Origin of the sequence: Methylomonas koyamae, from assembly GCF_001644025.1 — a bacterium.
Classification (GTDB): Bacteria; Pseudomonadota; Gammaproteobacteria; order Methylococcales; family Methylomonadaceae; genus Methylomonas; species Methylomonas koyamae_A.
In genome coordinates, this window is sequence record NZ_LUUK01000023.1 from 15,513 (window position 1) to 35,610 (window position 20,098).

Consider the following 20,098-nt stretch of genomic DNA (forward strand, 5'->3'; position numbering starts at 1 on the left):
TAGGGTAACGCTAGTCTTTGGTATTGTTAAATAGAAAGATTAGAATAAATACATCGAAAATTTCTATGCAAAGGCCATGCAGGAACGCATCAATTACCAGCATTTGTTTTATTTTTGGCATGTGGCCCGCGAAGCCAGCATCACTCGGGCCTGCGAAAAATTGCATCTGGCTCAGCCGACCGTCAGCGGCCAACTGGCGGTATTCGAACAAGCCATCGGCGACAAGTTGTTCTTCAAAAGCGGCCGCAAGTTGCTGCTAACCGATACCGGGCGGGTGGTGTTTCATTACGCGGACGAGATATTCACGCTGGGCCGGGAACTGACCAATACCTTGAAAGGCCTGCCGACCGGGCGAGCCTGGCGCTTGACGGTCGGCGTATCCGACGCATTGCCCAAGTTGGCGGTGTACCGGCTGATCGAACCGGTTTTCCGCTTGCCGGAACCGGTCCAGATTCATTGCTACGAAGACAAGGCCGACCGGCTGTTGGCCGAGATTGCCGTGCAAGGCGTCGATTTGGTACTGTCGGATACGCCGCTGACCCCGGCCAGCGGCGCCAAGGCCTTCAACCACTTTCTGGGCGAATGCGATGTCAGCGTGTTCGGCAGTCCCGGCTTGGCGGCGACTTATCGGGATCGCTTTCCGCGCTCGCTGACCGGCGCGCCGTTCTTGCTGCCGACCGGCAATACCGCGCTGCGGCGCTCGTTGGACTTATGGTTCGACGCCAACGGGATCAGTCCCAACATCCAGGCCGAAATCGAAGACAGCGCGCTGCTGAAGACTTTCGGCGCCGGCGGCGCCGGCCTGTTCGTCGCGCCGAGCGCGGTGGCCGGCGAAATTTGCCGGCAATACGGCGTCGAGGTGTTGGGCCGAATCGAAACGGTGCTGGAACGTTTTTACGCGATTACGCTACGCCGCAAACAGCAACATCCGGCCGTCACCGCGATCCTCGACCACGCCAGGGACGGCTGGTTGTGACGGCGCCTTATTCGCCGTCGCGGTATTGCTCAGCTATCGCCTCGAAGCGGCCGGCCAGCGCCGTCATCGCATCGGTGACGTCGGGATCGAACTGACTGCCGCGCCCCTCCCAGATCAATTTGACCGATTCGGCATGGCTGAAGGCCGGCTTGTAAACCCGCTTGGTAGTCAATGCGTCATAGACATCGGCGACCGACATTAACCGGGCGCTAATCGGAATGCTATCGCCGCGCAAACCGCGCGGATAGCCGTTGCCGTCCCAACGCTCGTGATGGCAATAGGCAATATCGGCCGCGCACTCCAGGAATGCCCCCTCGCCGTCGCCGAATTCGCGAGCCGCCGACACGATCGCGTCGCGACCGGCCTCGCAATGCCGTTTCATGATCACCCACTCGGCATCGGTCAATTTACCGGGCTTCAGCAACACCGCGTCGGGAATCGCCACCTTGCCGATGTCGTGCAGCGGCGCGGTTTTGTACATCAACTCGATGGTTTCGTCGTTCAAGCAATTTCGGAACCGCGGGTGGCCGCGCAGGGCTTCACCCAGTTCGCGCACATAATTTTGGGTGCGACGGATGTGATTGCCGGTTTCGTTATCGCGGACCTCGGCAAGCGCGCAAAACGCCGAGATCACCGAGCCTTGGGCCGCGATTAGCTGCCGGTTGCGCTGCAATAACTCCTCGGTGCGCTCGGCCACCAACTGCTCCAGATTTTCGTTGTGCCGGCGCAGCTCTCGCGTGGTATCGGCCAGGGCCAGATGATTGCGCACCCTGGCCAACACCACCGGCGGCGACACGGGCTTGTGAATGAAATCGGCGGCGCCCAACGACAAACCGTATTCCTCGTCAACCGGACTGTCCAGACTAGTTAAGAAAATCACCGGAATGGCGCGGGTGGCGGTATCGGCTTGCAAGCGCCGGCAGACTTCGTAGCCGTCGATACCCGGCATCACCACGTCCAGCAACACCAAATGCGGCGGACACCGGTCGACCAGTTCCAGCGCCTCGGCACCGTTAGTCGCGAAGCTGGTGGCGTAATGCCTCCCCAGGATGTGGTCCAGTAACTCAATATTGCTCAGCGAATCGTCGACAATCAAAACCCGTTGAGCCTTGTTTTGCGCGCTCATGTTCTACTCCTAAGGTCTACGGTCTTCGCCGAGTGTGGCCAATTCGACCAACGCGGCGTCGTAACGCAATTGTTTGACCGCTTGGACGACTTTGGCGAATTGCTCCGCCAAAATCGGATCGTCCAGCGTTCCTTCCAGTTCGTCGACCAGATGGCGGGCCTCCAAACTTTTACTCCGCAACTGCTGCTCGAGCAAGGCCAGGCGCGGCCAAAACTCCCCCGCTCCACCGCCGCTCGGCGCCGCCGGGACAGCGGCGGCATCGAGTGTCAGCGCGGCCAAGCGCGCCGTCATCGCCTCGCATTCGCTCGCCAGGGTTGCCGCCAACTCGGCCCAGTTTTGGGCGCCGGCGGATTTCAGCAAGCGCCCTAATCGATCGGCCGGACCGGCAATGCTATCCAGGCCCAAATTGCCGGCCTCGCCTTTCAGATTGTGGGCCAGCTGATAGAGCGCTTCATTATCGCCGTCGCCCGCCAAGCGCCGAATTTGCGCGCCGGCATCGCCATGACGCTCGGCAAAGCGTGCCAACAAGCGCCGATAGAACAGCGGATCACCGCCCATGCGTCGCAACGCCACCCCGACCGAAACGCCCGGCAAGGCCCGCGCCAATCCGGCGATTTCGGCTTCGCTATCGACCGCGGCCGGCGCCGCATCGACGGTCCCGGCCGACTCAAGTATCGTCACCGGCCGCTCTCCGCCCTGCTTGACCCAGCGCGCCAGCACTTCGGCGAGTTCTCGCGGCTCAACCGGCTTGGCGACGTGGCCGTTCATGCCCGCCAACGCGCAAGCCTCGCGATCTTGCGCCATCGCCGCCGCCGTCATCGCGATGATCGGTAAATGCCGGCCCTCCGCCAGGGCCCGAATTCGCCGGGTCGCTTCCAGGCCATCCATGACGGGCATGTGCAAATCCATCAACACCGCATCGAAACGCTGGCGCTGCACCAGATCAACGGCCTCCTGCCCATTGTTAGCCAGCTCCACCGACAATCCGCTTTTCGTCAAAAACTCTCTAGCCACTTGCTGATTGAGTTCGTTATCCTCGACCAATAGAATCCGGGCGCCGCGTATGCCATCCAACAACACCCGGCTGGTTTCGAACACGTCGGCGGTCGGTTTCGACCTAACGTGCTCCTGACGTTGCAGCGCCATCAAAACGTCAAACATTTCAGACGGCGTCACCGGCTTGCCGACAATCGCGTCGATCAAGGCGCCGTCGGTGGCGGCGGCCAGTTCTTCTCGGCCAAAACCGGTCACCATTACCGTAATCGGCGGCCGATTCTCCGGCTTCAGTTCGGCCAAGGCCCGAGCGAACTCCAGCCCGTTCATCGCCGGCATTTTCCAATCCAGGATCAACAAATCGTAGGGTTGACCGTCGCGTTCGGCCTCTTCGAAAAACCGCAAACCGGCGGCGCCGGAGTCGGCGGTCGTCACTTGAAAGCCCCAGCTTTGCAGCATGGTCCGCAGAATCAGCAAAGAGGTTTCCTGATCGTCGACCACCAGCGTCCGCATCGCCCGCAAGTCGTGCAAGCCGCGGCCGGGCTTGGCTCGCGGTTTTTGCGGATCCGGCAAACCCAGCCACACGGTAAACACGAACGTACTGCCGCGCCCCGGTTCGCTGGACAATGCGATGCGGCCGCGCATCATCTCGACCAGGCGTTTGCAAATCGTCAGGCCCAGGCCGGTACCGCCAAAACGGCGGGTGATGCCGGCCTCGGCCTGCACGAACGGCCGGAACAATCGGTTGGCCTGATCCGCCGTCAAGCCGATCCCGGTATCGCGCACCGCGAAGCGCAAGCACACCGCGTCCGCCGTGATCTCTTTTTGCTCGACCTTCAAATGCACTTCGCCGCGCTCGGTAAATTTGATGGCGTTACCGACCAGATTGTCGACAATCTGGCTCAGCCGCAACGGATCGCCGACCAGCCACTCCGGAACGTCCGGGGCCATGTCGATAAACAATTCGATCCCTTTCTCCTCGGCCCGAAACGAAAACAAATCGGCGGTGGCGCGCAAAATATCTTCTAAACAAAAATCGACCGCCTCGATGTCTATCCGGCCCGCTTCGATTTTCGAATAATCCAAAATATCGTTGAGTATGCCCAGCAGAGCCTGCGACGCATTCAATACCTTGCCCAGATAATCGCGTTGTTGTTGACTAAGCTCGGTATCCAACGCTAAGCGGGTCAAACCGATGATCGCGTTCATCGGGGTGCGGATTTCGTGACTCATATTCGCTAGAAAATCCGACTTGGCGCGGTTGGCGTCGTCGGCCAGCTTCCGGGCTTCCAGCAGTTCGGCGGTGCGTTCGTCGACCAAGCGCTCCAGATGATCTCGATAATGCGCCAATTCCTCTTCGTTGCGTTTCCGGTCGGTGACATCCATCCGAATGCCGAGCACGCGTCCGACCGCGCCGTCCGCGCCGCGTTCCACGTTGAAAGCCTTGGCGCTCAACCAACGGTATTCGCCGTCGGCGTGGCGGATCCGCGCCTCGTAGGTGTAGGCGTCGGCTTGCTTGGCCAACACGCTGTTGATTTTGCCGGCCACCATCGCCCGGTCGTCCGGATGCACCCGCTCCAGCCATTCTTCGCGGTCGCCTTGACCATCCTTGGGCGAGTAACCCAACATGCTGTAGTAAATCGGCGAAACCACGAAACGATCGCTGACCACATCCCAGTCGAAAATACCGATTTGCGCGGCTTCCAGCGTCAGCCGCAAGCGCTCTTCGGACATCCGCAATTTTTCCTCGGTTTGCTTGCGGTCGGTGACGTCCAGCGTAAAACCGTTGACGACGCCGTTGGCGTCGGCCCTGGCCGACAGCGAGAACCATTTGGTATGGCCGCCGGCCAACACAGCGCGGGTTTCGAATTCGCGGACTTCCCGGTCGGATTCCAAAGCCTTGCATAATTGCGTGGAGTCGGCGAAGCGAAAGTCGGCGCCACCATAAGTAGCCATGAATTCTTCGACCGACTCGCAATCGAACTGCCGAGCCATCGTCAGGTTGGCGAACAGGTGTTTGCCCTGGTTGTCGCATTGGAAGACGCCGATCGGCGCGTTTTCGACGATATAGCGGTATTTTTTTTCGTTGCTTTGCCACTTCAGCAGACCGTAACGGGCCGTCAGCATTAATTTCAGCGACAACAGCGCGATCAGCAGACCGGCGGCCCCGTACCAGCGCAGGTGCTCGTACCATTCGGCCAGATAGTCCTGCTCGGCGATGGCCGCCAGTACGAATAAGGGGTAATGGCCCACCCGGCGGAAGCTGTAAAGGCGTTTAACGCCGTCGGCCGGACTGATTTCGACGTAATGACCGCGATCGCTACCGCGCGCGACAAAACCGAGCACCGGGTGGTCGGGAAAAGGTTGGGCGGCGTCCTCGGTCAGCATCGGATGACGCGCCAGCAAGCGCATCGCGTCGTCGCGCAGCACGACCGCGCCGTGTTCGCCCAAATCCAGTGTCGCGTAAAACTTTTCGAAGGAACTCAACAGCGTCACAACGTTGACGACACCGGCAAAGCGGCCGTCCGGACCGTCTATGCGCCGGGTCAGCGAGATTTTTCGCAGACCCAGGGTCTTGGAAATCTGCGGCGGCGAGATCGATAAACCGACGCTGGGGTCGGCGCGGTGGCGTTGGAAATATTCACGATCCGCGATACTGATCGGCGGCTGGGTGTCCAGCGAACTGTAAAGACAATCACCTCGGGCATCGAACACCTGAATCGCGCCGGTTTCGATGATAGCCGCGTCGTTGAGTCTGGCGGCCTTGTCCATCAGCAAACGATGCAGTTCCAACGCGCGTTCGGTCTGGTCGCCCAAGCGCGCCTTCATATCGTCGGCCCGCAAATGGCCCAGTACGTCGTTCAAGATCAAATCGATTTTTTGCACGGTCGCCAGCGCGTGCCCTTCCAGGACCATAGCGATGTTTTCGGTTTCGACCCGGGCGTGGGCAATGCGCTGTAGCCGCTCCTGCCACAGGCTAAATCCCATCAATACCGCAAAGCCGACAACCCCGACCAATCCGGCCAAACTCGCCGTGCCCAGAGAGAAGCGATTGAAAAATCGTGACGTCATCGGCGTCCCCAACCGTTCAAAAAGCCGCGACCCTCATTCAAAAACGTTTGAATCGTCCGCGCGGCGCGTCCGGACGCACGGATTTTTCGGCGGCGGGCCCCGCTGCTTCGCCTATGTCGAAAAACCGCATCAATTCCAACAATTGGTCGGTTTGTCCAGTCATGCCGCCGGCAGTGGCGGCCAACTGCTCGCTGGCCGACGCGTTTTGCTGGGTGGCTTGGTTCATTTGCGACATCGCCGCGTTGATCTGGCTGACGCCAATCGACTGCTCGTGCGACGCGGCGGCGATTTCCCGAATCAACTCCGAGGTTTTGGCGATGCCCGGCACGATATGGTCCAGCAAGTTACCGGCGCTTTCGGCGGTTTCGACACTGGTTTCGGCCAGTTTGCCGATTTCCCGAGCCGCGACCTGACTGCGCTCCGCCAACTTGCGTACTTCGGCGGCGACCACCGCGAAGCCTTTGCCGTGGTCGCCGGCCCGGGCCGCCTCGATCGCCGCGTTCAAGGCCAGCATGTTGGTTTGGTAGGCAATATCGTCGATGATGCCGATCTTGGCGGCGATCTGCTGCATCGCCGTCACGGTTTGCCGGACTGCCGCGCCGCCGGTCGCCGCCTCTTGCGCGGCCTCGCCGGCCATGCCGTCGGTAATTCGGGCATTATCGGCGTTCTGTTCGATGCTGGCCGCCATTTGCTCGATGCTGGCGCTGGTCTGTTCGGCCCCGCTGGCCTGCTGACTAGCGGCGCTGGCCAAGGCTTGCGAAGTGGCGTCGATCTGCTCGGCGGCGTTACGCAACGCATCGGCCGCCAGCATCACCTGACCGATGGTTTCGGCCAGACGGTTGATCGTGTTGTTAACGGTATTTTTAAAGTTCAGGAATTGGCCGCGATAGTCACCGTCCAGGGTTCGGGTCAATTTGCCGCGTTCGACCTCTTCCAGGACCGCGATCGCGGCGCTGACCGGTTCGACGATCGCTTCCAGGGTCCGATTGATTCCGGCGACGATATTGCGATAGGCGCCGCGATGCTGGTCCGCGTCGGCCCGGACTTCCAGTCGCCCGTCGGACACCGCGCCCACCAGTAGTTCGGTATCGGCCACCATGGCCCGCAGGCTGAGCCGGACGCTTTCCATCGCCTTTAGCAACTGACCGGTCTCCTCGGTACGTTCGGTCTTCAGCTCGAAATTCAAATCGCCGTCGGCCATGCGCCGCGCCGCGTCCAGCGCGGGTCGCAGCGACTCGGCAATATGCCGAGGAAAGACCCACACAAAGGCCAAGGCCAAGGCCAATCCCACCGACAGCGCCGCCAAGGACACCCGCACGCTGAACGCCACGTCCGCGCCGGCGGCCGCACGCAAACTGTCGGCTTGAGCGTTGACCAACTCGGTCAATTCGTTGATGACCGCCCGGGCTTTCTCGAAATCGGCCTCGCCTTTTTGATAGGGGGCAGGCTTACCGGCTAAAGCCGAGGCGATATTGGCTTGACTTTGCTTAACCCAAGCCTGAAAGGAAGAATCGAAGCGGGCTTCGTACTGGCCGGCATTCGGCAGGTCGGACAAGGCCAGAAACTTGCTGAAGCGAGTACGGGCCTGTTGCAGGTTCTCGGCGTGAAACGCCTTGAGTTTGTCGGCCGCCGCGCTGTCCAAACCGGGCGATTGTAGGGTACGTTCCGCCAGCATTGCCTGATACATGTCGCGGTCGCTTTCCAGCAATACCGCCAGCGCCGGCAATTCGACCTCGCCCAGGCGCCGGGTGTGATCGCCCAGTTTCGATAGATAGTTGTAGCCGAGCCCGGCCACCACGACCAACACCAAGGACATCAACGCAATCGGAATCGCGGTTTTCACCCGAATCGACAAGTTCGCAAAACTTTCCATTTCCCCTCCCAGAAGGCTAGCGGCCGATACGCAAAAAACGGCCTCGTGAAGAAAGCATAGACCCGAATCGACCCTAGTTCCGGATTTGGTCGGCGGCGGGTTCGCATGGCTATATAGCGTCCGGTCAACGCTATTACCCAAGCAAGCGACCAAGCACCTGCAAAATCCGGTGCTTAAAACGGAATCCTGGCCCCGAGCTCGACGGTATGATCGGAAATATAGGCTTGGCCGGCGCGGTATTCGTAACGTAAGAAGCCGGCTCGCCCTTCCGGCAAGGTCATCGCCAGCGAACCGCCCAAATTGAAATAGTCCCGGTCCGGGTTCTCGGTGGCGACGCTGAACGAACCGGTACCGGCCGCCGCCTGACTGAAGCGGGCTCGAATCGCGCGGCTGTCGTTCATATACTGATGCACCCATTCGAAACGAGCGCCCGGCGTCAACACCCCCCAGGGGGTACTGACCGATTTGCTGGCTTGCGCGCCTATCGTCGAGGTGACCGACTCCATGGCCTGACGGTCGTAGGTCAAACCCAGACCTCCGCCGCCGGCTTCCCGATAGGCATCGACTTGCGTGTTGATGTACTCCCAACGTAGGTAGGGATTGAGCACGAAACTATCGATGGCGACATCCTTGCCCAGACCCAGGCTGATGCCGTACTGGTCGCCGTTGACCGAACTGCGCGCGACGGTATCGATGTCGCTTAAATTCAAGCGCCTGTCCATTTCGAACGCGTGCAATGCATAGCTCATGATCCAATCGACATAAAAGTCGGCGGGGAGAAAGTAGCTGCCGTAGGACGAAAACTCGTAAGCATCGTTGGCCATTTTGCCGTTGTTGCGTTGGTAATCGGTGTTGGCCCCGCCGTAGCCGAACGAGGCGCCCCATACGAATTCGTCGGTAAACCGGTAATCGACGCCTAGCGTGACCGCCTTGCGGTCGACCTTGTAACCCTGTTCCTTATAGCTGGCGTTACGCTGACCGACGTTGAATTGGCCCTTGATGAAAAAGCCCAGCGGACTGTCCCGAAACGGATCTTCGGCGGGATCGTCGCCGGCCGCGCCGCCGCGCGCCGGACTCAAGGCCGCCAGCAAAGCCTTGCCGACCGGCAGGGTCTCGCCGTTGATGTTGATCGTCGAATACCCGAGCAAGGTCGAACCTTGCGACCCCGAATTTCGTAAATTGACGATACGGCCGTGAATAATCGAAAACTGCTTGAACCCGAAATCGATCGCGGCGGCGCCTTGAGCCGCCACTTCATCCGGAATCACCTGGTTCAAATCGTTATTGGTGATGGTCTCGCAACGTGCCGCCAAAGCGCCGCTGGCATTTTCGCAAGCGGAGGTCAGGCCGTCGTAGATGGCTTGTTGGTTTGGCGAGAAGCCCGGATCGTTGGTCAGATTGGGCGTCGGATTTGGGGTTGGATCAGGCGTCGGCGTTGGATCCGGGGTCGGGGTTGGATCGGGCGTTGGGGTCGGATCCGGGGTTGGCGTTGGCGCGACATCGTTATCGGCGATCGAAATCGTGGCCCCGGAGCCGACATTGATCGAACCGTCGCAGTCAGGCTGATACTGTAAGGTCAGATTGATCGTCTCGGTACTCTCAACCTCGCTGTCGTCGTTAATGTTGACCACGACGGTCGCCGAGCCGTTCTGGACCGCATCCAAGCTGAAATCGCCTCCGGAGATGCTGAAGTCGCTGCCGGCGGTGGCAGTACCACCGCTGGCGGAAACCACGCCGGAGACGAAACAACTACCGTAATCGCTCCGCCCCAATGCCAAATTGACGGTGACCTCAACGGCACCGCCGGCCTCGTCGACGCTGTAACTGCTTGGAGAAAAGTCGAGCGTGTAAGCCTCGACCGCCGACGGCGCCGAAGCCAACGCCGCGAAGGCCGCTAAAATAAGCGACTTGGACGCGACGTTGCGCGGCTCGAGAACACTGAACGGGTACGCTGGTTTACGACACGCCGGACCGGCGGCTGGGATAGCGCCGCTATCCGGGTTTGCCAAGGGTAATAACATCACGAGATGACACGGTAAAAAAATGACAGCGTTAAAGATAGCCGTTGGGCAGCGTTCTGTGAATGGCGCGGCGGGAAATCCGGAGCGGCGGGCGGAAACCGCGTCCCGTGCGGAACCGCCGGGACGAACGGCCCGAAACGAATCGCGGAATGCGCAATCTCCGGCCTCCCCTAGTGTTTCCAGCCCAATGGCATGCCGGCGATGAGCCGTATTCTGTATTGTTGGGAATTGGGCGCCGGTTACGGCCATATCGCCGCGTTCTTGCCGGTGGCGAGACGGTTGCGACAGGCTGGGCACGACGTGATTTTTGTGCTGAAAAATCTGCAATTCGCCGACGTGCTACTCGGCGACGAGGCTTTCGGCTATTTGCAAGCGCCGGTCTATTGGCCGGACGGCCGGCCGCTACCGGCGGCGCTGAATTACGCCGGGATACTAGCAAACACCGGCTACACCGACCCGGCCGCGCTCTACAGCCGAGCAAACGCTTGGCGTGCCCTGTATCGGCACCTGAAACCCGACCTGCTGGTGTTCGACCACGCGCCGACCGCGCAATTGGCCGCGCGCGGTCTGCCGCTGACCGGGGCGCTGTTCGGCGGCGGCTTTCAAATTCCGCCGGCCAGCCACCCCCTGCCCGCGTTACGTCCCTGGTTACCGACCGCGCCACGCGAGTTGGCCGACACCGAAGCGCGCGTGCTGGCCGGAGCCAACGCCGTCGCGGCTCGGCTGGAAGCACCGACGTTGCGGACCTTGGCGGATTTGTTCGAGACCGCCGAAACGTTTTTGTGTACTTGGCCGGAACTGGACGCCTATCCGCAACGCGTCTCCGCCCGTTATTGGGGCCCGGCGCTGCATGCGACCGCCGGCTCGGAACCGCACTGGCCGACCGGCTCGGCACTCAAGCTGTTCGGCTACCTGCGCCCGGAGTACCCTGCCCTGGGCCCTCTACTGCAAGCGCTAGCCGCCAGCGGCTGGTCGTGCCTGCTGCACATTCCCGGCGCGTCCGCGGCCTTTGCCGACCAACACGCCGGCGCCAATCTACATATTTGCGCTCAGCCGCTACGCCTGGAAGCGGCGCTCGGGACTTGCGATCTAGCCGTCCACCACGGCGGCGCCGCTACCGGCGCGGCCTGTCTATTGGCCGGCAAACCGCAATTGGTGCTGCCGATGCAGATCGAGCAAGCCATCAACGCCCGTCGGATCACCGAAGTCGGTGCCGGCGTCCAGGTACCGGCCGAAACCCTCAAGCCCAATTTCCGCGCACTGCTCAAGGACCTGAGCGCGCGGCCGAACTACGCCGCCGCGGCCAAGGCTTTCGGGGCGAAATACGTCGGATTCGAGCCGGACGCCCAGGCACAAGCCATCGCCGAACGCTGTCTGAGCCTGATCGAGACCCGACCTCAAGCCGACTGAGCGGCGTGTCTGACCGCCGCCCAGGCCGCTCGGCCGAAACCGAAGCTGGTCGTGACGATGCTGGCAAAGGTATACAGCTTGAAGACCGCGACCGCGACGCCGGTCGCGGCCGGGTCGTCGAGCACCGGAAACATCGCCATCAGTAAAAACAGGCTGGAGTTGGTGAACGCCCCGATCACCATGGCCCAACAGGCAATAGCCGGCAAGGGAAAGCGAGCGCCGTAAAAGCCCAGCAGCAACGCGCTCATCAATAAAAAGTCCAGATGAGCCTGTAGCAAGCGGGCCGGCTTGCCGGGAAACAAGGCCTGGAGCGGCGCCAACTCGAAGTGCAGACCGACCAGACACCAGGCCATGACCAGCGCGACCAACAGCCAGCAACCGGCGCCTTTCAACAATAGGGGATTCGGATTCGATAAGGAATTCATCGCGGACCTCTAGGAAAAAGCCGTATGCTAACGTGCTCGGCGCTCGCCCGCTTGTCCGAATCGGCCCCGACGCTTGACCAAAACGGCACTTACGCCAATAGTATGTTGCGCTCGCCAACCCTGATCAGCCATGACCAAACGTATTGACGACCAGCCCATACACGCGGATTTTTACTCGACCGAGACCATCGCGCCGTCCCACCGGCAGGCCTGGTTGCGCGAAGTCATCGGCCGCGAATACGCCAGAGTCGACATCGAGCCGCCCACCGACCAGCCGTTGTTCAACGAAATGACGATACATCACTGGTCCAATCTGCGTCTGTCGGCGATCCGCTCCAACCCGTTGGGCTTGCGCAGCTTGCCAGGCGAACCGGATTCGGCCAGCCAAGACGCCTATTTCGCGGTACTGCTGCTGGACGGCCGTTACCGCTTGCGCCAGCACGGCCGCGAGGCCTTTCCGCAAGTCGGCGATTGGACCTTATACGACGCCACCCAAGCCCACCGCATCGACTGCCCGGACCGTTTCGCCAAGCTGCTGGTGGCCATTCCGCGCCCTTTGTTGCGTGCCCGCCTGCCGGGCGTCGAACATTGCACCGCGCTACGCCTACCGGGCGAACAAGGGCTGGCCGCCGTCGCCGGCGCCCTGGCGCGGACCGCAATGGCGCAAGCAGCCACGTTGAAGGCCGACGAAACCGCGCTGATCGCCGAGCAGCTCCAGGATTTGTTGGTCAAGGCTTTCGCGGAACTGCGGCCGGCCCGCTTCGAATTGTCGGCCAGCCGCGCCGCCGCGCTGGACCGCGCCAAACGCCACATCGAATCGCGCTTGGCCGACCCTGAGTTGAACGCGGCCCGCCTGGCCCGCGAACTGGGGCTGTCCGCCCGCTATTTGAACGATCTTTTCGGCGCCGAAAATACCTCGCTGATGCGTTACGTCCGCGAACGCCGGTTGGCGCGTTGCGCGGCCGAGTTACGCGCAGGTCCGCCCGCCTGCCGCAATCTGACCGCAGTCGCGCTACGTTGGGGCTTTAACGACATGGCTCACTTCAGCCGGGTCTTCAAGCAACGCTACGCCTGCCCGCCGCGCGACTACCCAGCCGGCGCCGACGATACGTTCTGACGTTCACCGGCGCGACACGCCATTAACCCGCGATCTTTCGACAAGGACTTTACCCGATGACCATCCCAGCACTCGCGCCGACCCTGCTTTATAAAGCCTGCAGCCTGGAGGAGTTGCCGTTCGCGACCACCGAGGAACTGGAGGAGTTGGACATCGTCGTCGGCCAGACGCGAGCCCTGGAAGCGATCAAGTTCGGCGTCCGGCTACGCAAGCCCGGCTACAACATCTTCGCGTTGGCACCCGACGGCACCGGCAAGCTGACCATCGTCCGCGAACTGGCTGAACATGAGGCGCATCGCCAGCCGGTCCCGCTGGACTGGTGTTACGTGCACAATTTCGCGCAGCCGTCCAAACCCAAGGCGATCGGCCTGGAGCCCGGTCAGGGTCGAGCCTTTCAGTCGGACATGGCCGAACTGATCGACGAACTGAGCGTGGCGATTCCGGCGGCGTTCGACGGCGACGAATACCGCTCGCGGGCCGGCGAACTGGACAACGAATCGCGCCAGCGCGAACTCAACGTGTTGAACCGAATCCGCGACGACGCCGATCAGGCGCACATCATCTTCACCGAAACGCCGACCGGCTACGCCTTTCTGCCGGCCGACGACAACAACGAGCCGCTGACGCCGGAACAATTCGGCAAACTCGACAAGGACAAGCAGCGCCACTACCACGACACGGTGATGGGCTTGCAGGAACGGGTACAGGATGCGATCAAACTGTTTCCGCAATGGCGCAAGGAAACCAAGCGCAAACTGCAAGCCTTGAATCGGGAGATGGCCGAGCTGGCGGTCAATCACTCGATCGACGAGCTGAAGGAAAAATACGCCAAATGGCAGCCGATTCTGGACTATCTGACCGCGGTGCAAAAAGACATCGTAGAGCATGTCCGCGACTTCATGCCGCACGGCGAAAAAACCCTGTCCTTCCTGGAAATACCGCAGGAGCCGCAGCCGTTCAAGCGCTATCAGGTCAATCTGATCGTCGATTTCAGTCGCAAACGCTCGGCACCGGTAATTTGCGAGGATTTGCCGAACTACGCCAATCTGATCGGCCGCATCGACCATCAAGCGCAGATGGGTTCGCTAATCACCGATTTCACAATGATCAAGCCCGGCGCGCTGCACAAGGCCAACGGCGGCTATCTGATTCTGGACGCTCGCAAACTGCTGCAACAACCCTACGCTTGGGAAGCGCTGAAACGTACCTTGCAGGCCGGCGAGATACGCATCGAGTCGCTGGAACGGGCGTTGAGCCTGATCAGCACCACGTCGCTGGAACCGCAACCGATTCCGCTGGACGTCAAGATCATTTTGCTCGGCGATCCGATGTTGTATTACCTACTGGGTTATTACGATCCTGAATTTCAGGACTATTTCAAGGTCGCCGCCGATTTCGAAGGCAGCATGGACCGGCACGGCGGCACGCTGGAATACGCTCGCTTGCTGGCGACGATAGCCCGCCGCGAACAGCTGCGGCCATTGAGCCGGCAAGCGGTGGCGCGGGTGATAGAACACAGCGCCCGGCTGGCCGGCGACGCCGACAAGTTGCTGACCCATCTGCGCACGATCAAGGATTTGCTGACCGAGGCCGATTACTGGGCCGGCGAAAACGGCCATACCGCCATCGCCAACAGCGACGTACAACAGGCTATCGACCTCAAGACCCGCCGGCTCGACAAGATCCGCGAAAAGCTCTACGAAAATATCCAACGCGGCACGTTGATGATCGATACCGACGGCGAGGTGATCGGTCAAATCAACGGTTTGTCGGTGTTGCAAGTCGGCGATTTCGCGTTCGGCCAGCCGTCCCGCATCACCGCGACTACCCGAATGGGCAACGGCAAGATCGTCGACATCGAACGCGAAACCGAACTCGGCGGCCCGCTACACAGCAAGGGCGTGCTGATTTTGTCGCACTTCATCGCCGCCCGTTACGCCCGCGATACGCCATTCTCGCTGTCGGCGGGTCTGGTGTTCGAACAGTCTTACGGCCATGTCGAGGGCGATAGCGCGTCGCTGGCCGAGCTGTGCGCGATTTTGTCGTCGCTGGCGCAGGTACCGTTACGCCAGGACTTGGCGATGACCGGCTCGATCAACCAGTTGGGCCAGGTGCAGCCCATCGGTGGCGTCAACGAAAAAATCGAGGGCTTCTTCGACATTTGCAACGCCCGGGGCCTGACCGGCACGCAGGGTGTCATCATCCCGGCGGGCAACGTGCCGCATTTGATGCTGCGTTGGGACGTGGTGCATGCCGCCCAAGCCGGCCAGTTTCATATCTACCCGGTCGGCGGCGTCGAGCAAGCACTGGCCTTGCTGACCGGAACGGACATCGGCCGCGCCGACGACCAAGGCCGCTATCCGGCGGATAGCTTCAACGGCCGTATCGACGCCCAACTCCAAGCGTTTAGCCGCTCGGTCCAGGCCTTTTCGGGCCGCGAAGCAAGCGACGGCGGCAAGCCTAGAACCGGTATCGATTGAGTCCGAACACCATGGATTCGATAATTTCCGCCACCTTCGGATCGGCGCCTGAGTGAGGTATATGCCCTAGCGCTGAGGCATATCACACAGTTTTAACCCGAGCTCGAACCACCGAGCCGCTGATTCGTCGTCATGAACCGCCCGAAAACGCTGGTCCACCGTACCAACCAACGAATCTGGCACGCATTCCGCTTTGGGATTTGCCACGTTTGGCAACTTGGGATCGGCGGCTGGTCGCGGATGGCATTCTCGGAACACGACATTTATCGAATTTTTATCGACCACCGACCGCGGATTCTTGGCTTTTTGCAACAACGCCTGCGTTGCCCGGACACCGCCGCCGACCTGATTCAAGACATCTACCTGCGACTACGCTTGCTGAAGCCGCCGCCGAATAGCGAAGGCGAAGTGCGCGCGTGGCTTTACGCGGTGGCGGCCAATCTGTCGATCGATTATCTGCGCGCCGAGAAACGCCATCACGATTTGCTCGACCACTACCTGGGCGGCGCCACCGAAGTCGATGTTTCCGCGTCGCCCGAGCGCAGCGCGCAAGCGCGGGACGACTGGCGGCAAATCGAATCCGCGCTGGCGGAATTGCCCGATTTATGTGCCGACATCTTGTATCTGAGCCGGATCGAAGGGCTGAGCCACGCCGAAATCGCCGCGCGTCTGGGCATTTCCCTGAGCTGGGTGGAGAAGCAATTGGCCCGCGCTCTACTGCAATGCCGCCAAGCCCTGGACACCTAATATGGTTTAGCCCGCGCCGATTCGTTATAGTGATTTCCCTAAACCGTTTGCCCAGCCGCCGATGACCGATACGCCCGAAACTCTCGAAGACCGCGCGCGCCGCACCGCCGTCGAGTGGCACGTACGTCTGACGTCCGGCGCGGTCTCGGCGGAAACCGCCGCCGCGTTCGCCGCCTGGCGCCGGGCGGATGCGGCGCACGAGCGAGCTTATCAAGACATCGCCCAACTCTGGCAAGATCTGCCGGAGCCGCTGCTGGCCGATCGCCGCCGGCGACTGGCCTCGGCCAAGCGGCGACGGGCCAGCGGCGTGCTTCGACGCGGTTGGAGCGCTACCGCCGCCGCGTCGCTATTGCTGGCGGCGCTGGCCGGTTTTTATCCGGATTATCTGCAACATCCGCTGGCCGATTACCGCACCCGCATTGGCGAGCAAAGCTCGATCACACTGGCCGACGGCAGCATCGTTCATTTGAATACCGATACCGCGATCGATGTCTCGATCAACGGCAACGAGCGGCGCATCGAGTTGCTGCGCGGCGAAGCCGAATTCGATGTTGCGCACGATGCCGCCCGGCCGTTTCGGGTAGCGGCGGGATCGGCCACCACCGAAGCCTTGGGCACCCGTTTCGTCGTTCGTTACGACGACAACGGCGGCGCCGTTACCTTGCTGCAAGGCAAGGTCCGTATCAGCCAACCATCGGCCGCCGGCGCGCAAACCGACAGCGCCACACTGCAAGCGGGTCAACAATTGGCTTTTACCGCCGATAGGCTGGGTACGCCGCAAACGGCGGAATTAAGCAGCGCCGACGCCTGGCGCCGTGGCAGGCTGCTGATGAATTTCGTGCCATTGAAGCAGGTGATCGCCGAAATCAACCGCTACCGGCGTGGCCCGATCCGGCTGTTGAACGATCGGTTGGCGGAACGGGAAGTCAATATCGCCGTAGATATCCAAAACATCGACGCCTGGCTGACAGCACTGGAACAAACCCTGCCCATCAAAGTGGTACGTGCTGGCCCGCTGATCTTTTTACGATCCTAGCCGGCCGCGAAGCCCTGCGACAATTTGTCGCGGGCTGACTTGTACGGCTTTGTTAGCCGCCAATCGTTCTCAGCTTGAACACATTCACTGAGGACCCAATCCATGAGAAATACAGATAGCCCGGCCATCGGAACCGGCAAAACCCCGCCAGGCCGATCGCGCGGCATCCAGACTTTGTCGCTGTGTTTCAGCCTTGCAGCCCTGGCTCTGCCGTTGCCCAGCCAAGCCGACAGCACCGCCGTCAACGGCGAAACCCGCGCCTTCAGCATCGCCCCGCAACCGCTGTATGGCGCGCTCAGCGCCCTGGCCGAACAATCCGGCGTGCAATTCGTTTACAACTCGGAACTGGTCAAGGGTATCGATTCGCCGGGCGTTAGCGGACTGTATTCATTGGAAGCCGCGTTGACGCGCTTGCTAAAGGGTTCAGGGATAAGCTACCAATTCAATAATGGCAATACCGTGAAATTGGAAAAAAACGCGGTAGCTGAGCCCCTAACGGCTACGACAATGCCGGCGGTGACGGTCACAGGCAAATCCGGCTATGCCGACAGCGATCCTTATAATCCGGACTACAACCGCACCAGCGCCAGCGCCGCCACCAAAACCGATGCGCCGATCATGGAAACCCCGGTATCGATTCAGGTCGTACCCAGAGCGGTAATGAACGATCAAAAAACCACCACCATTAAAGACGCGCTCGAAAACGTCAGCAGCATACGTCCGCAATCGTCCTTGGGCCTGAGTAATGCCTACATCGTTCGTGGCTTTAGGAACGGGCGGGTTTATCGAAACGGTCTGGTCGCCAACGGCCTGGGTATTGGCGAGGGGGCTCAATTCGATTCGGCGAATCTGGAACGCGTCGAAGTATTGAAAGGTCCGGCAGCGGTTTTGTTTGGCCGTATCGAGCCTGGCGGCTTAATTAACCTGGTGACTAAAAAACCTCGCGACGAGGCCTATTACTCGGTGGAGCAACGTTTCGGCGCGTACGATTTTTATAGAACCGAATGGGATGCCACCGGACCGATAACCGGCGATAAGTCGTTGAGCTACCGTTTTTCGGGTGCTTATCAAAATAACAAATCGTTTCGGGATTTTAATTTCAATGACCGGGTTCTTGTAAATCCATCCATGACCTGGCGACTCAGCGATGCAACTGAAATGTCCCTTGAGGTCGAAGCCTTGCATGAGAATTACCAGGTTGATAGAGGTTTGTTCGCTATCGGCAATCGCCCGGCACCGATTCCGGTTAGCCGATCCTTTATCGACCCTAACGATCCGGTCGATACTAACTCCAAGGTAAACCTTGGCTTTAATCTAAGCCATGCTTTCAACGATAACTGGAACTTGCGCAATCGGTTCCTGGCTTCGTTTATTTACGATAAAAATATCTCAGTCAAACCCGCCAATGGCTTTACCGTCGAACAGTTTCTCGATCCGAGCACCGGTAATCGCCGCTATGCGCGAAATATATTTTCCCAAACCTCAGACAACGAAACCTATACGACCAATCTGGATTTGACCGGAAAATTCAAATTACTGGGCGTAAATCATCAAACCCTGATTGGCGTCGATTATTTGCGCGCAGTCGGAAACTATCAGTTCTACGGTAACTATCAGGACCCTGTGCCTGGTTTGGAGATCGACATTTATAATCCCCAATACGGTATCGATCCGAGCTATTACGCCGATGCGCTGACAACACCCTCCGACGGTGGGGCTAACCATTACCTGTTCCGGGACGACTGGTACGGCGCGTATTTTCAGGACCACATTACCCTGTGGGATAAGGTGCATATCTTGGGTGGTGGTCGCTACGACTGGGCGAGAACCGGTTTGGGCATAGGTAATTCGGCCAGTACTGCTGACGCCGCTCTGCCTTCGCGCCGGGATGAAGGTTTCAGCCCACGGGTGGGTCTTCTCTATCAACCCTGGACCTGGGCCAGCATTTACGGTAACTGGACCACTTCTTTCGGTGCCAACAACGACATAACGACCTCCGGCGCTACTATCAATCCGGAAATCGGCGAGCAATTCGAAGCCGGGGTTAAAACCGAGTTTTTCGACCAGCGCCTGTCCACGACACTGGCGTATTACCATTTAACCAAAGAAAACTTGATGACCCGGGATTTCAACAGCCCCGATCCTTTCGCCAGTGCGGCTATCGGCAAAGCCCGCAGTCAAGGTATTGAGTTGGATATGGCCGGACGGCTGACCGATGAGATCAGCATCATCGGCAACTATGCCTTTACCGATGCGCGTATCACCAAAGATTTTTCCGGTCTGCAGGGCCACCGTCTTAACAATGTGCCGGAGCATTCCGGCAGTTTATGGCTCAAATACGATATTCATCACTACGAACCGTTGAACGGTTTGAGTTTTGGCCTGGGTTTGTTTGCCGCGGGACAACGGCAAGGTGACAACGATAATACCTTTGTATTACCCGGCTATGCCCGCTTGGATGCCTTTGCCAGCTATACCTATCAGCTTGGCAAATCCCGCTTGATCACCCAATTTAATGTCCGCAATCTGCTGGATAAAACCTACTACGAATCCACCGATCCTTTTCAAAACGCCCCGCCGCGAGTTGGGATTTACCCTGGTGCGCCACTGACAGCCATGGGTTCGGTACGCTTGGAGTTTTAGTCCGTTTTGGCAAGGCATATTCAACAGCTCAATAAGTCGGGATATACCAGATCGACCTCAATGCTGCCAATCCACTTAACCCAACCGTGACAGATGTGCCAACAAATATTGATCAAATGCCAATCGACGTGGGGATTTTCTTTACTGAGACGTCCTATTGATGACTAGATGCTTTTGCC

At 60.0% G+C, this 20,098-nt stretch carries 12 protein-coding genes; 7 read left to right on the forward strand and 5 right to left on the reverse strand.

The genetic code is table 11. The annotated features are described in order from the left end of the window. Positions 1-76: 76 nt before the first annotated feature. Positions 77-976, forward strand: coding sequence for a LysR family transcriptional regulator (locus tag A1355_RS02215; RefSeq protein ID WP_064024551.1), 900 nt, complete (start codon positions 77-79; stop codon positions 974-976). A gap of 7 nt (positions 977-983) precedes the next feature. On the opposite strand, the gene A1355_RS02220 is transcribed toward A1355_RS02215, so the two are convergent. From A1355_RS02220 to A1355_RS02235, 4 genes are all read right to left on the reverse strand, one after another. Next, positions 984-2,102, reverse strand: a complete 1,119-nt coding sequence (locus A1355_RS02220) for an HD domain-containing phosphohydrolase (protein WP_064024552.1) — start codon at positions 2,100-2,102, stop codon at positions 984-986. A 9-nt stretch (positions 2,103-2,111) separates the two neighbouring features. Next, positions 2,112-6,167: a response regulator gene (locus tag A1355_RS02225; RefSeq protein WP_064024554.1), complete on the reverse strand. Its 4,056-nt coding sequence runs from the start codon at positions 6,165-6,167 to the stop codon at positions 2,112-2,114. 37 nt (positions 6,168-6,204) lie between these two features. Then, positions 6,205-8,040, reverse strand: coding sequence for a HAMP domain-containing methyl-accepting chemotaxis protein (locus A1355_RS02230; RefSeq protein ID WP_064024556.1), 1,836 nt, complete (start codon positions 8,038-8,040; stop codon positions 6,205-6,207). Positions 8,041-8,213: 173 nt separating this feature from the next. Continuing rightward, positions 8,214-10,061: an autotransporter domain-containing protein gene (locus A1355_RS02235; RefSeq protein WP_064024558.1), complete on the reverse strand. Its 1,848-nt coding sequence runs from the start codon at positions 10,059-10,061 to the stop codon at positions 8,214-8,216. A 201-nt stretch (positions 10,062-10,262) separates the two neighbouring features. Here A1355_RS02235 and A1355_RS02240 point away from each other — a divergent pair, with 201 nt between their 5' ends. Next, positions 10,263-11,471: a glycosyltransferase gene (locus tag A1355_RS02240; RefSeq protein WP_064024582.1), complete on the forward strand. Its 1,209-nt coding sequence runs from the start codon at positions 10,263-10,265 to the stop codon at positions 11,469-11,471. On the opposite strand, the gene A1355_RS02245 is transcribed toward A1355_RS02240, so the two are convergent. Then, positions 11,459-11,896: a hypothetical protein gene (locus A1355_RS02245; RefSeq protein ID WP_064024560.1), complete on the reverse strand. Its 438-nt coding sequence runs from the start codon at positions 11,894-11,896 to the stop codon at positions 11,459-11,461. The two genes, A1355_RS02240 and A1355_RS02245, sit on opposite strands and share 13 nt — an antisense overlap. A gap of 130 nt (positions 11,897-12,026) precedes the next feature. Here A1355_RS02245 and A1355_RS02250 point away from each other — a divergent pair, with 130 nt between their 5' ends. The 5 genes from A1355_RS02250 to A1355_RS02270 all read left to right on the forward strand — a co-directional run bounded on the left by A1355_RS02250 (position 12,027) and on the right by A1355_RS02270 (position 19,919). Next, positions 12,027-13,013 carry a helix-turn-helix domain-containing protein gene (locus A1355_RS02250; RefSeq protein ID WP_064024562.1) on the forward strand — a complete coding sequence of 329 codons (987 nt, stop codon included), beginning with the start codon at positions 12,027-12,029 and terminating at the stop codon, positions 13,011-13,013. 56 nt (positions 13,014-13,069) lie between these two features. Then, the gene (locus A1355_RS02255) at positions 13,070-15,493 is read left to right on the forward strand and encodes a Lon protease family protein (RefSeq protein ID WP_064024564.1); all 2,424 of its coding nucleotides are present in this window, start codon (positions 13,070-13,072) and stop codon (positions 15,491-15,493) included. Between the two features lie 132 nt (positions 15,494-15,625). After that, the gene (locus A1355_RS02260) at positions 15,626-16,240 is read left to right on the forward strand and encodes an RNA polymerase sigma factor (RefSeq protein ID WP_231883524.1); all 615 of its coding nucleotides are present in this window, start codon (positions 15,626-15,628) and stop codon (positions 16,238-16,240) included. A gap of 61 nt (positions 16,241-16,301) precedes the next feature. After that, complete coding sequence (locus A1355_RS02265; RefSeq protein WP_064024566.1) at positions 16,302-17,276, forward strand: FecR family protein; 975 nt, start codon at positions 16,302-16,304, stop codon at positions 17,274-17,276. A gap of 102 nt (positions 17,277-17,378) precedes the next feature. Next, positions 17,379-19,919, forward strand: a complete 2,541-nt coding sequence (locus A1355_RS02270; RefSeq protein WP_082885308.1) for a TonB-dependent siderophore receptor — start codon at positions 17,379-17,381, stop codon at positions 19,917-19,919. Positions 19,920-20,098 lie beyond the last annotated feature (179 nt).

What these genes read in the sequence shown, in the direction of transcription:
- A1355_RS02215 (WP_064024551.1), top strand. Translation starts at nt 77, where the DNA reads ATGCAGGAACGCATCAATTACCAGCATTTGTTTTATTTTTGGCATGTG.
- A1355_RS02220 (WP_064024552.1), bottom strand. Translation starts at nt 2,102, where the DNA reads ATGAGCGCGCAAAACAAGGCTCAACGGGTTTTGATTGTCGACGATTCG.
- A1355_RS02225 (WP_064024554.1), bottom strand. Translation starts at nt 6,167, where the DNA reads ATGACGTCACGATTTTTCAATCGCTTCTCTCTGGGCACGGCGAGTTTG.
- A1355_RS02230 (WP_064024556.1), bottom strand. Translation starts at nt 8,040, where the DNA reads ATGGAAAGTTTTGCGAACTTGTCGATTCGGGTGAAAACCGCGATTCCG.
- A1355_RS02235 (WP_064024558.1), bottom strand. Translation starts at nt 10,061, where the DNA reads ATGTTATTACCCTTGGCAAACCCGGATAGCGGCGCTATCCCAGCCGCC.
- A1355_RS02240 (WP_064024582.1), top strand. Translation starts at nt 10,263, where the DNA reads ATGAGCCGTATTCTGTATTGTTGGGAATTGGGCGCCGGTTACGGCCAT.
- A1355_RS02245 (WP_064024560.1), bottom strand. Translation starts at nt 11,896, where the DNA reads ATGAATTCCTTATCGAATCCGAATCCCCTATTGTTGAAAGGCGCCGGT.
- A1355_RS02250 (WP_064024562.1), top strand. Translation starts at nt 12,027, where the DNA reads ATGACCAAACGTATTGACGACCAGCCCATACACGCGGATTTTTACTCG.
- A1355_RS02255 (WP_064024564.1), top strand. Translation starts at nt 13,070, where the DNA reads ATGACCATCCCAGCACTCGCGCCGACCCTGCTTTATAAAGCCTGCAGC.
- A1355_RS02260 (WP_231883524.1), top strand. Translation starts at nt 15,626, where the DNA reads ATGAACCGCCCGAAAACGCTGGTCCACCGTACCAACCAACGAATCTGG.
- A1355_RS02265 (WP_064024566.1), top strand. Translation starts at nt 16,302, where the DNA reads ATGACCGATACGCCCGAAACTCTCGAAGACCGCGCGCGCCGCACCGCC.
- A1355_RS02270 (WP_082885308.1), top strand. Translation starts at nt 17,379, where the DNA reads ATGAGAAATACAGATAGCCCGGCCATCGGAACCGGCAAAACCCCGCCA.